13 protein-coding genes, 1 tRNA gene and 1 pseudogene are annotated in these 13,245 nt (G+C 69.3%); 7 read left to right on the top strand and 8 right to left on the bottom strand.

What is annotated here, in order from left to right; all coding sequences use genetic code 11:
- Positions 1-135, bottom strand: a pseudogene (locus GT007_RS18365) (IS3 family transposase); the annotation flags it as partial.
- Positions 136-275: 140 nt separating this feature from the next.
- On the opposite strand from GT007_RS18365, the gene GT007_RS18360 reads away from it, so the two are divergent.
- Positions 276-1,064 carry a tyrosine-type recombinase/integrase gene (locus tag GT007_RS18360; RefSeq protein WP_160123116.1) on the top strand — a complete coding sequence of 263 codons (789 nt, stop codon included), beginning with the start codon at positions 276-278 and terminating at the stop codon, positions 1,062-1,064.
- Between the two features lie 90 nt (positions 1,065-1,154).
- Positions 1,155-1,244: transfer RNA gene (locus GT007_RS18355), tRNA-Ser, on the top strand.
- A 163-nt stretch (positions 1,245-1,407) separates the two neighbouring features.
- Here GT007_RS18355 and GT007_RS18350 read toward each other — a convergent pair.
- Positions 1,408-1,722 carry a cold-shock protein gene (locus GT007_RS18350; protein ID WP_160123115.1) on the bottom strand — a complete coding sequence of 105 codons (315 nt, stop codon included), beginning with the start codon at positions 1,720-1,722 and terminating at the stop codon, positions 1,408-1,410.
- A gap of 75 nt (positions 1,723-1,797) precedes the next feature.
- Here GT007_RS18350 and GT007_RS18345 point away from each other — a divergent pair, with 75 nt between their 5' ends.
- The gene (locus GT007_RS18345) at positions 1,798-2,244 is read left to right on the top strand and encodes a MarR family winged helix-turn-helix transcriptional regulator (protein ID WP_236571744.1); all 447 of its coding nucleotides are present in this window, start codon (positions 1,798-1,800) and stop codon (positions 2,242-2,244) included.
- Positions 2,241-3,050 carry an SDR family NAD(P)-dependent oxidoreductase gene (locus tag GT007_RS18340; RefSeq protein WP_160123114.1) on the top strand — a complete coding sequence of 270 codons (810 nt, stop codon included), beginning with the start codon at positions 2,241-2,243 and terminating at the stop codon, positions 3,048-3,050. The genes GT007_RS18345 and GT007_RS18340 overlap by 4 nt, the downstream gene beginning before the upstream one ends.
- Positions 3,051-3,054: 4 nt before the next feature.
- On the opposite strand, the gene GT007_RS18335 is transcribed toward GT007_RS18340, so the two are convergent.
- The 4 genes from GT007_RS18335 to GT007_RS18320 all read right to left on the bottom strand — a co-directional run bounded on the left by GT007_RS18335 (position 3,055) and on the right by GT007_RS18320 (position 8,668).
- A complete protein-coding gene (locus tag GT007_RS18335; protein WP_160123113.1) occupies positions 3,055-4,029 on the bottom strand; it encodes a quinone oxidoreductase family protein in 975 nt (324 codons plus the stop codon).
- Positions 4,026-5,180: an OmpA family protein gene (locus tag GT007_RS18330; RefSeq protein ID WP_160123112.1), complete on the bottom strand. Its 1,155-nt coding sequence runs from the start codon at positions 5,178-5,180 to the stop codon at positions 4,026-4,028. Before GT007_RS18330 ends, GT007_RS18335 begins: the two co-directional genes overlap by 4 nt.
- Before the next feature lie 63 nt (positions 5,181-5,243).
- Positions 5,244-5,813: a DUF924 family protein gene (locus GT007_RS18325; protein WP_160123111.1), complete on the bottom strand. Its 570-nt coding sequence runs from the start codon at positions 5,811-5,813 to the stop codon at positions 5,244-5,246.
- Complete coding sequence (locus GT007_RS18320; protein WP_160123110.1) at positions 5,810-8,668, bottom strand: FAD-binding and (Fe-S)-binding domain-containing protein; 2,859 nt, start codon at positions 8,666-8,668, stop codon at positions 5,810-5,812. Before GT007_RS18320 ends, GT007_RS18325 begins: the two co-directional genes overlap by 4 nt.
- A gap of 126 nt (positions 8,669-8,794) precedes the next feature.
- On the opposite strand from GT007_RS18320, the gene GT007_RS18315 reads away from it, so the two are divergent.
- Together GT007_RS18315 and GT007_RS18310 are read left to right on the top strand one after the other, a co-directional pair.
- A complete protein-coding gene (locus GT007_RS18315) occupies positions 8,795-9,979 on the top strand; it encodes a pyridoxal-phosphate-dependent aminotransferase family protein (protein ID WP_160123109.1) in 1,185 nt (394 codons plus the stop codon).
- 51 nt (positions 9,980-10,030) lie between these two features.
- Positions 10,031-10,726 carry a glutathione S-transferase family protein gene (locus tag GT007_RS18310; protein WP_160123108.1) on the top strand — a complete coding sequence of 232 codons (696 nt, stop codon included), beginning with the start codon at positions 10,031-10,033 and terminating at the stop codon, positions 10,724-10,726.
- Between the two features lie 229 nt (positions 10,727-10,955).
- On the opposite strand, the gene GT007_RS18305 is transcribed toward GT007_RS18310, so the two are convergent.
- Entirely contained in the window at positions 10,956-11,552 is a 597-nt protein-coding gene (locus tag GT007_RS18305) for a class I SAM-dependent methyltransferase (protein ID WP_160123107.1), read from the bottom strand.
- 26 nt (positions 11,553-11,578) lie between these two features.
- Between GT007_RS18305 and GT007_RS18300 the strand changes: the two genes are divergently transcribed.
- On the top strand, positions 11,579-12,949 hold the full coding sequence (locus tag GT007_RS18300) for a PleD family two-component system response regulator (RefSeq protein ID WP_160123106.1): 1,371 nt from the start codon (positions 11,579-11,581) through the stop codon (positions 12,947-12,949).
- A gap of 101 nt (positions 12,950-13,050) precedes the next feature.
- Here the strand turns inward: GT007_RS18300 and rpmG are convergent, their stop codons facing one another.
- Positions 13,051-13,218: a 50S ribosomal protein L33 gene (gene rpmG / locus GT007_RS18295; protein WP_160123105.1), complete on the bottom strand. Its 168-nt coding sequence runs from the start codon at positions 13,216-13,218 to the stop codon at positions 13,051-13,053.
- Between the last annotated feature and the right edge of the window lie 27 nt (positions 13,219-13,245).

The following is a 13,245-nucleotide window of genomic DNA, read 5'->3' as shown; positions in this document are numbered from 1 at the left end:
GCCGCGGCGGCGCGGCCGCGCCCGAAGCGCCTGCTGGCGCATCAGCCGTTCGATCTTGTGCAGCCCACAGCAGAAGCCCTCGGCCAGCACGTCGCGCCACACCCGCCTGGCGCCGGAGGTGCGGTCGTGACCACGCTGAACAGCCCGGCGCCCCCGCTATCGCAAGATGCCTACAACAGGACGTTCTGAGGTGGCCATGCGATCGGACGACATCTGCAAGGCGCTGAAGCGCCGCTACCCCACCCAGGAATGCGTCCTCATGTTCGAGGTTGCGGATGCAGATCGACTTTCCCCGCCTGCGCCCGGCGACGCGCCGGCGATATGAGGCGTCCATCCGCATGCTCGATCCCGCCTTCGGCCAGCTGACGCTGAAACAGATCACGAAGGGCAAGCTGAACGACTTCATCGCCGAGCGGATGGGGGCCGGCTGCACCCAGGCAACGGTGCGCCGTGACCTGGCCGTGGCAAGCCGCATCTTCAAGGTGGCGCGGCGGGCTGGCTGGATCGAGGTCGACCCTGTGCCAGAGCAGAAGGAAGGTCTGGTCGAAACCCGTGAGCCCATCCAGCCTGTCAGGCTTCGAGATCTGGCCACCGTGCTGCTTCGGACAGACCTGACCAACCCTGGCCTCGCGGACCTCGCCCGCTTTGCGGCGAAGACGGGTTGCCGTCAGGAGGAGGCGGCCAGCCTTGAACGACATCAGGTGAATTTCAAGGCTGGCACGATTACCTTCGGGCGGACGAAAACCAAGGCGCCGCGCGCTATTGAGATCCGGCCGAGTGTGAGGCGCCTGCTGTTGAAGTGGCTGGGCCAGCCCGGCTCGGCCGACCAACCAGTGTTCCGGAACCGCGATGGCAATCGGTTCACCCAGGTGCCGAACCGGTGGAAGGAAGCCCACGCCCGATGCCATGTGTCGGCGTTCCGGTTCCATGATCTGCGGCACCCATACGCGATCCGGTGGCTTCTGAAGGGCGGGTCCATCTACCGGCTGGCCCGCCAGCTCGGGCATTCCACGGTGCGCACCACTGAGGTATATTCCGCCTGGCTGGTCGAGAAGCCTGAGTGAGAATCTTCCCTCACAAGGGTCGGCACAAAACCCGGCACAGTGATAAGACTACACAGCGGTTTTCACTGATAACCGCCTGAAATGCCTTCTGGACAGGTGGCCGAGTGGCTGAAGGCAGCGGTCTTGAAAACCGCCGTGGGGGTGACTTCACCGTGGGTTCGAATCCCACCCTGTCCGCCAATCGCGCCAATCGTTTGCCCGGTTCCCCGGCCGCGCGCGCCCGGATGAGAAAGTGCCCGTCAACGGCATCCTGCGGGAAGGGCGCAACGCGGCGGATGAATCCAGCTCACCGGCGCATCCATACCGGTGACCAAAGAGGCCGGCGCCAGCGCCAGCACCGCCCTCACTCCAGCCCCCGCACCACAGCGAAGGCCGCGTCCAGCAGGCGCCGGCGCAGCGCGTCATCGCCGAAGGCCTCGGGCCCCGCCTTCACCCAGCCCGGCATGCGCGCCGCCATCGGCCGGATATCCGGCAGGGCCAGCGCCCAGTCATCCTGCCCCTTGCCCAGCCGCACCAGCATGCCGTCATGCCGCGCGGCACACAGCAGCCGGCCATGCAGCAGCCAGGCCAGCCCGCCGAACATGGCCTTCTCCGTCAGCCCGGGCTCGCCCTCCAGCGCTTCCCGCAGCAATTCCTCCAGTCCCGGGTCGCGCGCCACGCCATCAGCCTCCTGTGCCGGGCGCAGCCTATACCGCTTTCGCGCGCCGGGCATGTTGTTGTATGATGCAACCAAATGCCGGACCCCATCCCTCAGATCCGCGCCGCCTCCCGCCGCCTGGTGCGGGAGCTCGGCTTCCTGAACCCCACCTTGGCGGGCACGCAACTGCCGCCCTCGGCCGTGCATGCGCTGATCGAGATCGGCGCCCACCCCGGCCTGACGGCGCGCCAGCTCAGCGAAACCCTGCTGCTGGAGAAATCCAGTGTCAGCCGCATGCTGCGCAAGCTGGTCGCGGCCGGGGAGGTGGCGGAGGGCAGCAACCCCGCCGATGCCCGCGCCAAGCCGCTGAGCCTGACCGCCCAGGGCCAGGCGACGCTGGCCCGCATCGACAGTTTCGCGCGGCACCAGGTCGCCACCGCCCTGGCCCGCATGCCCGAGCCCGCCCGCGCCCAGCTGGCGGGGGCCCTGGCCGCCTATGCCGCCGCCCTGCGCGCCTGCCGCCTGGAGGAACCGCCCGCATGACCACGCCCAGCCTGACCGAACTCGCGGGGCCGGCCCCCCTCGCCACACCATCAGACAAATTGCGGGGCAGGGTGTGCCTGGTCACGGGCGCCACCAGCGGCATCGGCCGTGCCACCGCCCTGCGCATGGCGGCCGAGGGCGCCGCCGCCGTCATCGTCACCGGCCGCCGCGCGCCGGAAGGGCAGGGGGTGGCCGAGGCCCTGGCCGCCACCGGCACGCAAGCCCTGTTCCAGCCCATGGACGTGACGCGGGAGGACGACCACACCCGCCTGATCGCCACCGTGCTGGACCGCTTCGGCCGGCTGGATGCGGTGTTCAACAATGCGGGCTTCCAGGAACGCCGCGCCCCGCTGGCCGAACAGAGCCCCGCCACCTTCGCCCAGGTGTTCGACACCAACACCCGCGCCCTGTTCCTGGGCCTGCGGGCGCAGATCCCGGCGCTGCTGGCGGGCGGGGGCGGCGTGATCGTGAACAACACCAGCGTCAGCGGGCTGCGCAACCCGAACCCCGGCCTGTCGCTCTATGGCGCGTCCAAGGCGGCGGCGATCGCGCTCACGCGCTCGGCGGCGCTGGAATACGCGCGGGATGGGGTGCGCATCAACGCCGTCGCCCCGGGGCGGGTGGTGACGGAGATGATGCTGGCCTCCGGCATCGCGGATATGCGGCAGGTGGCGGCGGGGCTGCCGCTGCGCCGCATGGGCCACCCGGAGGAAGTGGCCGCCGCCGTCTGCTGGCTGATGTCGGCCGAGGCCAGCTTCATCGCCGGCCATATCCTGTGCGCCGATGGCGGCTTCCTGGCGGGGTAGGGGGCTATCCCACCACCATCACGATCTTGCCCAGGTGGCGGTTGGCGCGCATGTGGGCCAGCGCCTCCGTCACCTCATCGAGGCCGAACACCCGGTCGATCGGCAGGCGCAGCGTGCCGGCCTCCACCGCGGGCCACAGATCGGCGCGCATGCGGCGGACGATCTCGCGCACTTCCTCCTGGCTGCGGGTGCGGAAGGTGACGCCGACATAGGTGATGCGCCGCTGCGCGTGCAGGTCGAAGTCGAACTCCGCCTTGAAGCCGCCCAGCCGCCCGACATTGACGATGCGCCCCAGAATGGCGGTGGCCGCCAGGGTCTGGGACATCAGCTTGCCGCTGATCTGGTCCACCACCGTGTCCACGCCGCGCCCGCCGGTGGCGGCCAGCACCTGCTCCACCCAGGCGGGGTCGCTGGTGTCCACCGCCAGCCCAGCGCCGAATTCATGCAGCCGCGCCCGGCGCTCCGGGTTGGTGGAGCTGCCCACCACCAGGCCCGCACCCATCAGGCGGCCGATCATCATCCCCATCAGCCCGACGCCGGAGGACGCGCCCTGGATCATGAGGGAGGAGCCGGGCCGCACCTGCCCATGCGTCACCACTGCGTCGTGCATGGTCTGCAGCGCGACGGGCAGGCTGGCGGCCACTTCCCAGGACAGGCCCTGGGGCACCGGGTTCAGCCGGCCCCAATCGGCCAGCCCGTATTCGGCATAGGCGCCGGAAATGCCGCCCATCACCGCCAGGCCGGGGCGGATGTGGTCGGGCACGCCGGGGCCCACCGCCACCACCTCGCCCGCGCCTTCCATGCCCGGGATGGTGCCGGGGCCGCCCACGGCACCATGCATGTGACCCGACGCCACGCCCAGATCGGCCCGGTTCAGCCCGATGGCGCGCAGCCGCACCAGCACCTGCTCCGGCCCAGGCACGGGCGGCGGGACATCCCGCAGCACCAACCCCTCGGTGGTGACGACGGCGGCCTTCATCGCAGGGTGATGTCCACGCGGCGCAGCTGCGGGTCGGTCGGGCCCTGGCCGCCAACGGCGGAGATGGTGATGGCCGTGCGCGGAATGCCCTGGCGCACCAGCTCCGCCACCACGGCCTGGGCGCGGCGGTTGGCCAGCGCTCGGTTGGCGGCGTTGGGCGCGCCATCGGCCGAGCCCACCACATCCAGCCCCGACACACCGCCGCCCATGGCGGTGCGGGCGGCCTGGCTCACGGTGTCCCGGCCCGTGGCATCCAGCGCCGCGCCGCGATTGCCGAAATACACCGCGTAGCTGCGCGGGGCGGCGGCGGGCGCCGCGAATTGCGGGGAGCCGAAGCCCAGCGGCGCCGCGGCCGCCACCGGCGCGGAGCCTGCCGCCCCCGGCGCGTTGAAGGCGTAGCGCAGGCCGATGCTGATGTTGTGGCTGCCGATCGCCGGGCTGACATTGCGCGAGACATCGGAGAGCAGAGAGGCCGTCTGCCCGGCCTGGGTCGGGATGGTGCGGGTTTCGGTGCGCAGGCGCGGCGCGCCGGCGCCGAAATAGCGGTACTCGGCCAGCAGCGACAGGCCGGGCAGCACGTCATCCAGCGGCACGGCGGCACCCAGGATCGCCTGATAGGCCAGGGTGCGCCCATTGCCGTTCACCGTGGTGCGCAGGCTGGTGTAGGTGTCCATCGTCAGGTCGCGGTACTGCGAATAGGCGAAGCCCAGCCCCGCGCCGATATAGGGCTGCAGCCAGCGCCATTGCGGGCCGAACACCGTCAGGTCGAAATCGTAATAGGCATTGGCCATGAAGCCATAGACCTGCGCCGTGCCCGACCGGCTGGAAATGCCGCCGTTGAAGCTGCCCTGGGAGAACAGGCGCGCTTCCTCGATACCGGCGCGGCGCCAGTAGCCTTCCAGCTCCGCCCGAACGCCATTGCCGAAGCCCCAGCCCATGCTGGCCGAGACATTGGTGCCGGTGCGGTAGGTGAACTGGCTGCCATTGCCCAGGCCGAAGAACCCGGTGGGAGAGCGGCGGTTGATGCTCTCGTTCAGCATGGTGCCGCCGGCGCCCAGCCCCACATAGATGCCCTGAACGGTCTGGGCCGCGGCCGGCATGGCCAGCGTGGCGAGCAATGGGGTGCAGCCGAGCAGGAAGCGCTTGAACATCAGGGGGGTCTCTCCGGGCGGTTAAGACTTTCTACCAAAGCGCGAAGTGTTGAACAGGCGGGTTTAGAAACCTGCTCCGGGCTGTGACAGATAGATCACTTCCTGAGACGTGCTGGCCCGGCCCAGCGTGGCGTTGCGGTGCGGGAAACGGCCGAATTGTCGGATGACGTGCCAATGCTTCCAGGCGAAGTCGATGGTGCCCCCGGGTGCCGCCTTGGCCGGATCGTCGCGCGTTCCCTCGAACAGCGCCACCGAAAGATGCTGATCGGCCATCGACTCGCTGTGCTCGAAGGGCAGGTAGGCGAAGCTGCGCTGGGTGTAGGTCAGCGCCATGTCCCAGCCGCGCGCCACCACCTGGCGCGCGATCGCCCGCGCATGGGGGTCGGAGGCGAAGGCCTCCGCGCTGCCGCGGAACAGGTTGCGGGGGAACTGGTCCAGCAGGATCAGCAGCGCCAGCGCGCCCTGGGGCGTTCCGGCCCAGCCATCCAGCGCGCCGTCGCGGGCGGGCACCACCCAGGCGCCGAATTGCGCGCGGATGCCGCTGTCGAAGGCATCGTCCTTCCGGAACCAGGCGGGGCGGAAGGTGTCCGGCCCCTCGCTGAACCAGAAAGCCAGCACATCATCGGGGCTCATCCCAGGGCACGCTCCATCAACCGCACGGAATGGCATGCCCCACGGCCCGAGAGCCCGTCAATCTGGTGCCGGCAGCTGGTGCCGTCCGCCACGATCACGTCATCCGCGCCCGCCGCGCGCACGGCAGGCAGCAGCGCGGCCTCGGCCATCGCGCGGGAGGCATCCTGGTTCGCGGCCATATACCCGAAACTGCCCGCCATGCCGCAGCAGGAGGAAGTGATGGGCTTCACCGTGACACCGGGAATGCCTTGCAGCACCGACAGCGCCGGGTTGAAGGCGCCGAAGGCCTTCTGGTGGCAATGGCCATGCACATGCACCGTGGCGGGGGTTTCCTTCCAGGGCATGGCGGGCTTCTCGCGGTCCAGGAATTCGCCCAGCAGCAGGGCGCGGCCGGCCAGGCGCCGGGTCTCCTCGCCCGGCAGCAGGGCCAGGAATTCGTCACGCAAGGTGGTGAGGCAGGAGGGCTCCAGCCCCACCACCGGCGCGTCGGAACCCGCCAGCACGGCCAGTGTGCGGCGCGCCTCGGCCTTGGCCTGTTCCACCATGCCGGCGGCCAGATAGGTGCGGCCGCAGCACAGCGGGCGGCCATCGGCGCCTTCGGCCGGGCGCACGGCGTAGCCTGCCGCCCCCAGCACATTCACGGCGGCACGCAAATTCTCCGGCTCGAAATACCGGTTGAAGGTGTCGGCGAACAGGATGACCTCCCGGCCGCCGGGGCGATGGGCCTCGGCATCCCGGAACACATCGCGGCGGAATTCCGGCAGGGCGCGGTCCTTCGAGAAGCCCAGCCACTTCTCCCCCAGCCCGCGCAGCAGCGCGGAGCGATTGCGCAGGTTCGCCAGCCCTGGCACGCGGGCCGCGAGCCCCGCCCAGCGCGGCAGCTCCGCGATGATCCGGTCCTTCAGCGGCACGCCGTGCTTCTGGGCGCGGGCGTGCTGCACCTCGATCTTCATCCGCGCCATGTCCACGCCCGTGGGGCATTCGCGCTTGCAGCCCTTGCAGGACACGCACAGCGACATCGCCTCCGCCAGCGCGTCGGAGGACAAGGCGTCCTCCCCCAACTGGCCGGACAGTGCCAGGCGCAGCGTGTTGGCGCGGCCGCGCGTCAGGTGCTGTTCCTCGCGCGTCGCGCGATAGCTGGGGCACATCACCCCCGCGTCGAACTTCCGGCAGGTGCCGTTGTTGTTGCACATCTCGACCGCGCCGAGGAAACCGCCCGGGTGCTCGGACCAGTCCAGCACCGGCTTCACGGCCGGGTCGGGGCCATAGCCGGGGGCGTAGCGGAACAGGCCGCAGTCATCCATGCGCGGCGGGCGCACCACGCGGTTGGGGTTCAGCAGCGCGCCGAGGTCGAAGGCATCCTTCACTTCCTCGAAGGCGCGGGCGATGCGATGGCCGAACATGGTTTCGTTGAATTCGGACCGCACGATGCCGTCGCCATGCTCGCCGGAGTGGCTGCCCTTGTATTCGCGCACCAGCTCGAAGCAGCGCTCGGCGATCTCGCGCATTTTGCGCACGTCGCCGCCATCCTTCATGTTCAGCACCGGGCGCACATGCAGGCAGCCGACGCTGGCATGGGCATACCAGGTGCCCTTCACGCCGTATTCGTCGAACACCCCCGTCAGGCGCTCCGTATAGTCGGCCAGGTCCGGCAGGGCGACGGCGCAATCCTCGATGAAGGAGACGGGTTTGCCGTCCCCCTTCATGGACATCATGATATTGAGGCCGGCCTCCCGCACCTCCGCGATCGCGGCCTGGAAGGGGGCCTCGGTGGCGCGCACCACCTGGCCGGGCAGGCCGAGGTCACCCATCATCTCCTCCAGCCGGTCCAGGGCGCGCAGCAGCGGGCCGTCCTCCTGGCCGTGGAATTCCACGATCAGCAGGCTGTCGGGCTCCCCGATCAGCATCTTGTCGATGGTGGCGCGATAGATCGGGATGGAACGGCCGAGGTCGATCATGGTGCGGTCCACCAGCTCCACCGCCTCCGGGTCCAGGCTGACCAGGTGCTGGCTCGCCTCCATGGCGCGGCGGAAGGTGGGGAACTGGCAGATGCCCACCACCTTGCGCGGCTTGATGGGCCACAGCTTCAGGTCCAGCGCGGCGGAGAAGGCCAGCGTGCCCTCGCTGCCCACCAGCAGGCGGGAGAGGTTGCCCCGCCCGGCGGCGCGGGCGGCGGGCGTCAGCGCATCGAGGTTATAGCCGCCGACGCGGCGCAACTGCTCGGGGAATTTCTCGGCGATCTCGGCCGCTTCCCGTTCGCCCAAGGCCCGCAGCCGGGCCACGAGGTCGGTGTTCGGTTCATCCTCGCCGAAGCGGTGCCGCGAACCGTCCGCCAGCAGCGCGTCGATCGCCAGCACATTGTCGGCCATCAGCCCGTAGCGGATCGACTTGCCGCCGCAGGAATTGTTCCCCGCCATGCCGCCGATGGTGCAGCGCTGCCAGGTGGAGGGATCGACCGGATAGAATGTGCCGTGCTTCTTCAGCGCCTCGTTCAGCGCCCCCAGCGTGATGCCGGGCTGCACGCGCGCGATGTTGCCCTCCACGCTGATCACGTTGCGCAGGTATTTGCTGCAATCGATCACCAACGAGTGGTTCACCGTCTGCCCGCACTGGCTGGTGCCGCCCCCGCGCGCGAGGACAGAGATGCCTTCCTCCCGCGCCAGGGACATCGCGGCCTGCACGTCCTCGATGGTTTTCGGCACCACCACGCCGACGGGTGTCACCTGATAGATCGAGGCATCGGTGGCGTAGCGGCCACGGTCGGCGGGGTGGAACAGCACTTCGCCCGCGATGTTGGCGGACAGGCGCTGGGCGAGCCGGCTTTCCGCCAGGCTGGGCTTCACGAGGACGTTCATGGGCCCGCTTCTAACGCGCCGCGCCCGATTTGGCGCATGGGAAACGCTCATGGGCGGGAAAAGCCGAACTCATTGGCGCGGCCCGCGAATTCGCGGCAGAAGCGCCCCGAAACGGAGGCTTCGCCCATGGTCTATTTCGCCGAACACCACACCGCCGGCCGGCATTTCCTGCAGATCCCGGGGCCCAGCAACGTGCCCGACCGCGTGCTGCGCGCGCTGGACAACCCGACCATGGACCATCGCGGCCCCGATTTCGGCAAGCTCGGCGCGCGGATCCTCGAAAAGACGAAGAAGATCTTCAAGACCGAAAGCCATGTGATCATCTACCCGGCCTCCGGCACCGGCGCCTGGGAAGCGGCGCTGGTGAACACCCTTTCGCCCGGCGACAAGGTGCTGATGTGCGAGACCGGCTGGTTCGCGCATCTGTGGCAGGAAATGGCCGGGCGCCTGGGCCTGGTGACGGAACTGCTGGCCACCGACTGGCGCCGCGGCGCCGATGTCGGGGGCATCGAGGCCCGGCTGCGCGCCGATACGGGCCATGAGATCAAGGCCGTGGCCGTGGTCCACAACGAGACCAGCACGGGGGCCACCAGCCGCATCGACGAAGTGCGAAAGGCCATCGACGCCGCCGGCCACCCGGCGCTGCTGCTGGTGGACACCATCTCCTCGCTGGGTTCGGTCGATTACCGGCACGACGAATGGGGCGTGGATGTCACCGTCAGCGGCAGCCAGAAGGGGCTGATGCTGCCGCCGGGCCTGTCCTTCAACGCGGTCAGCGCCAAGGCCCTGAAGGCGTCCGAAACCGCGAAGCTGCCGCGCAGCTTCTGGGACTGGAAGCCGATGATCGCCTCCAACGCGACCGGCTATTTTCCCTACACGCCGGCCACCAACATGCTCTACGCGCTGGATACCGCGCTGGACATGCTGTTCGAGGAAGGGCTCGACAACGTCTTCGCCCGCCATGACCGCCATGGCGAGGCCACCCGCCGCGCCGTGCGCGCCTGGGGGCTGGAGGTGCAGTGCGAGGACCCGCGCCATGTCTCCCCGGTGCTGACGGCGGTGCGCCTGCCGGAAGGGCACAGCGCCAACGCCTTGCGCGCCACCATCCTGAAGAAGTTCAACATGTCGCTCGGCAACGGGCTGGGGCAGCTGAACGACCGGGTGTTCCGCATCGGCCATCTGGGCGATTTCGGCGACCTGCAACTGGTCGGCACGCTGGGCGGGGTGGAGATGGGTCTGGCCGCGGCCGGCGTGCCGCACAAGCCGGGCGGGCTGGCGGCGGCCATGCAGTACCTGAACGGCAATGATTGACGGGTGGGGCCTCGGCCCCACATCCCTGCCGAGCAATCGGGAGCAAGCGCGGTGATCGACCTCTATTCCTGGCCCACGCCCAACGGTCACAAGGTGCACATCATGCTGGAGGAGACGGGGATCCCCTATCGCGTGATCCCCGTCGATATCGGCAAGGGCGAGCAGTTCGCCGAGAGCTTCCTGAAGATCAATCCGAACCACCGCATCCCCGCCCTGGTGGACCCCGATGGCCCGGGCGGCGATTTCGCGCTGTTCGAGAGCGGGGCCATGCTGATCTATCTGGCCGAGAAGGTGGACAGCCCTCTGCTGCCCAAGGACCCCGCCACCCGCTATCGCGCCCTGCAATGGCTGATGTTCCAGATGGGCGGCGTGGGGCCGATGTTCGGCCAGTACAACCACTTCGCGGCCTATGCGCCGGAGAAGATCCCCTACGCCATCACCCGCTACCGCAACGAAGTGCGGCGCCTGCACCGCGTGCTGGAAAAGCGCCTGTCTGAGAGCGGATACCTGGCCGGGGCGGACTATTCGATCGCGGACATCGCGACCTTCCCCTGGATCCGCAACCCCGACCGGCGCGGCATCGACCTGAACGACTACCCGGCGGTCAAGCGCTGGCACGATGCCATCGCGGCCCGTCCGGCGGTGGCGCGGGGTGTCGAGGTGCTGTCCCAGAACCAGCGCAGCGGCCCGCCCACCAAGGAATGGCGGGAGAATATGTTCGGAACGAAACAATTCCAGCCGCGCTGACGCTCGAATCATGCGTGGTCGGCTATTCGCGCGGCACATGATTCCGCCTGAATTCCGGGCGGGATAATTTTTGCTCTTACTGCCGGATGACGAATAGCCTATCGAGCCAGCGCCGACATTCTGCTAATCCATTCGCAGGATAAGGCGCTGGATCGAAGGGCAGCCGAGGGCAGTGAAATTTCGGTGTGACAGATCGGCCTGCGATGGAACGGTTCCAGCCTTGCTCCGCTCAGCTCCGCTGCGCCGGGCGGTAACGCCACACGCCGCCGGGCGGGAAGTTCCGCCAGGTCCAGGCCTGCCGCTCGCCCTCGATGCCCAGCTTCCCGCGCGGCAGGGGGGACGTGACGCAGTAGCTGAGGTGCAGGAAGCCCCGGCGCGGGCTGGCCTGCATCATGGCGCCCACGATGCGGGCCTGCTGCTCCGCGGGCAGCATCACCAGCGGAATGCCGCACACCACATCGCCCACCGGCGGCGCGCCCGCCTGTTCCAGCACGCGCGGCAGCTCGAACCCGTCGCCGCACACCACCCGCACCCCCGGCAGGGCGGCGCGCAGGTGCTCGGCCATCTCGGGCACGATCTCCACCAGCAGCAGCCGGTGGGCGGGCACGCCCGCCGCCAGCAAGGCGCGGGAAATGACGCCGGTGCCGGCGCCCAGCTCCACCACCACCTCGTCGCCCGCCCGCTCCGCCCGTTCGGCGATCATGCGGCTGAAGGTGGCGGAGGAAGGGATGACGCTGCCCATCTGCAACGGGTTCGCGAGCCAGCGCTTGAAGAACAGGCCCTTATTGGCAACGCTGCCGTGATCGCTGACGCTGGCGCCGGACATGGCGTTCTCCGTGTTAGGATGCGCGCATGACCGCCCGCATCCTGGTGGTGGACGACATCACCGCGAACCGTCGCCTGCTGGAGGCGAAGCTGCAGAGTGAGTTCTATGAGGTAGCGCTGGCCCAGAGCGGCGCGGAAGCCCTGGAACAGGCCGCGAGCTGGTCTCCGGACATAATTCTTCTGGATGTCATGATGCCGGGCATGGACGGTTTCGAGACCTGCCGCCGCCTGAAAGCCGACCCGGCGCTGATGCACATCCCCGTCGTGATGGTCACCGCGCTGACAGAGGCCTCCGAGCGCGTGCGCGGGCTGGAGGCGGGGGCCGACGACTTCCTCTCCAAGCCCGTGGACGATGCGACGCTGTTCGCCCGCCTGCGCGCGCTGATGCGCGTGAAGCAGGTGCAGGATGCCTGGCGGCTGCGGGCCGAGACCGCCCGCGACCTGGGCTTCGAGGCGCCCGAGGCACCCGATGCCGGGGTGGCGGGCACGCATACGCTGGTGCTCTCCTGCGGGCAGGAGGGGGCGGGCATCGTCGCCGCCCTCAGGCGGGATGGGGTGGTGGTGGAAAGCTTCGACACCGCCGAGACCATCTGGGCCCGGCTGAACCAGGGCGGCGTCGATCTGGCCATCCTGTGCCTGCCGGAGGAAGGGGGCGACACGCTGCGCCTGGCCTCCCGCCTCAGGGCCAATGGCCCGACGCGGGATGTGCCCGTGATCCTGGTGGCGCGCCCCAGCCAGCGGGCGCTGGTGCTGCGCGGCTTCGACATCGGCGCCAACGACCATGTGCTGATGCCGGTGGACCCCAATGAGCTGCGCGCCCGCGCGCGCAACCAGATCCGCCGCAAGCGCTATCAGGACCGCCTGCGGGCGGAGCTGGACCGCAGCCTGGAAATGGCCGTGACGGACCCGCTGACCGGCCTGCGCAACCGCCGCTACGTGCGCCGGCACCTGGATGGGCTGCTGCGCGGCGGCGATGTGGCGGTGCTGATCCTGGACCTCGACCGCTTCAAGCCGATCAACGACACCTGGGGCCACAATGTGGGCGACGCCGCCCTGCGGGAGGTGGCGAACCGCCTGCGGGTGAACCTGCGCGCGGCCGATGTGGTGGCGCGCTGGGGCGGCGAGGAATTCCTGGTGGTGATGGCCGGCGCGCCGTCCGAATACGCCATGCTGGTGGCGGAGCGCCTGCGGGATGCCATCGGCGGCACCCCCATGCAGCTGGGCCCGGTCGAGATTTCCGCCACGGCCAGCATCGGGGTGGCCGTGGCGCCCTGCGGCAGCGATTCGGATGCGGTGATCGGGGCGGCCGACGCCGCGCTGTACCGCGCCAAGGCGGCGGGCCGGGACAAGGTCTATATGGCCAATGCCGGGGATTTCGAGCGCACCGCCGCCAACTGAGCAGGGCTACGGGGCAAGACAGGAAAAGGTTGGGCAATAAAAAAACCGGCGCGGGTTGCCCCGCACCGGTTCCATCAGCCACGGCCTGGGCCGTGGGCCGATTACTTGATCTTGGACTCGCGGTAGACGACGTGCTTGCGCACCACCGGGTCGTACTTCTTCAGCTCCAGCTTGCCGGTGGCCGTGCGGGCATTCTTCTTCGTGACGTAGAAGTGGCCGGTTTCGGCGCTGCTCACCAGCTTGATCTGGATGGTGTTTGATTTGGCCATGGGTCGGGTCCGATCAGTGCAGTCTGC

This window comes from Rhodovarius lipocyclicus (genome assembly GCF_009900765.1).
Classification (GTDB): Bacteria; Pseudomonadota; Alphaproteobacteria; order Acetobacterales; family Acetobacteraceae; genus Rhodovarius; species Rhodovarius lipocyclicus.
The sequence above is the reverse complement of the archived record's forward strand: the minus strand, read 5'-3'. Positions and strand labels throughout refer to the sequence as shown.

Bases quoted from the DNA above. Each gene is read 5' to 3' on its own strand.
- GT007_RS18360 (WP_160123116.1), top strand. From the start codon at position 276: ATGCAGATCGACTTTCCCCGCCTGCGCCCGGCGACGCGCCGGCGATAT.
- GT007_RS18345 (WP_236571744.1), top strand. From the start codon at position 1,798: ATGCCGGACCCCATCCCTCAGATCCGCGCCGCCTCCCGCCGCCTGGTG.
- GT007_RS18340 (WP_160123114.1), top strand. From the start codon at position 2,241: ATGACCACGCCCAGCCTGACCGAACTCGCGGGGCCGGCCCCCCTCGCC.
- GT007_RS18335 (WP_160123113.1), bottom strand. From the start codon at position 4,029: ATGAAGGCCGCCGTCGTCACCACCGAGGGGTTGGTGCTGCGGGATGTC.
- GT007_RS18330 (WP_160123112.1), bottom strand. From the start codon at position 5,180: ATGTTCAAGCGCTTCCTGCTCGGCTGCACCCCATTGCTCGCCACGCTG.
- GT007_RS18325 (WP_160123111.1), bottom strand. From the start codon at position 5,813: ATGAGCCCCGATGATGTGCTGGCTTTCTGGTTCAGCGAGGGGCCGGAC.
- GT007_RS18320 (WP_160123110.1), bottom strand. From the start codon at position 8,668: ATGAACGTCCTCGTGAAGCCCAGCCTGGCGGAAAGCCGGCTCGCCCAG.
- GT007_RS18315 (WP_160123109.1), top strand. From the start codon at position 8,795: ATGGTCTATTTCGCCGAACACCACACCGCCGGCCGGCATTTCCTGCAG.
- GT007_RS18305 (WP_160123107.1), bottom strand. From the start codon at position 11,552: ATGTCCGGCGCCAGCGTCAGCGATCACGGCAGCGTTGCCAATAAGGGC.
- GT007_RS18300 (WP_160123106.1), top strand. From the start codon at position 11,579: ATGACCGCCCGCATCCTGGTGGTGGACGACATCACCGCGAACCGTCGC.
- rpmG (WP_160123105.1), bottom strand. From the start codon at position 13,218: ATGGCCAAATCAAACACCATCCAGATCAAGCTGGTGAGCAGCGCCGAA.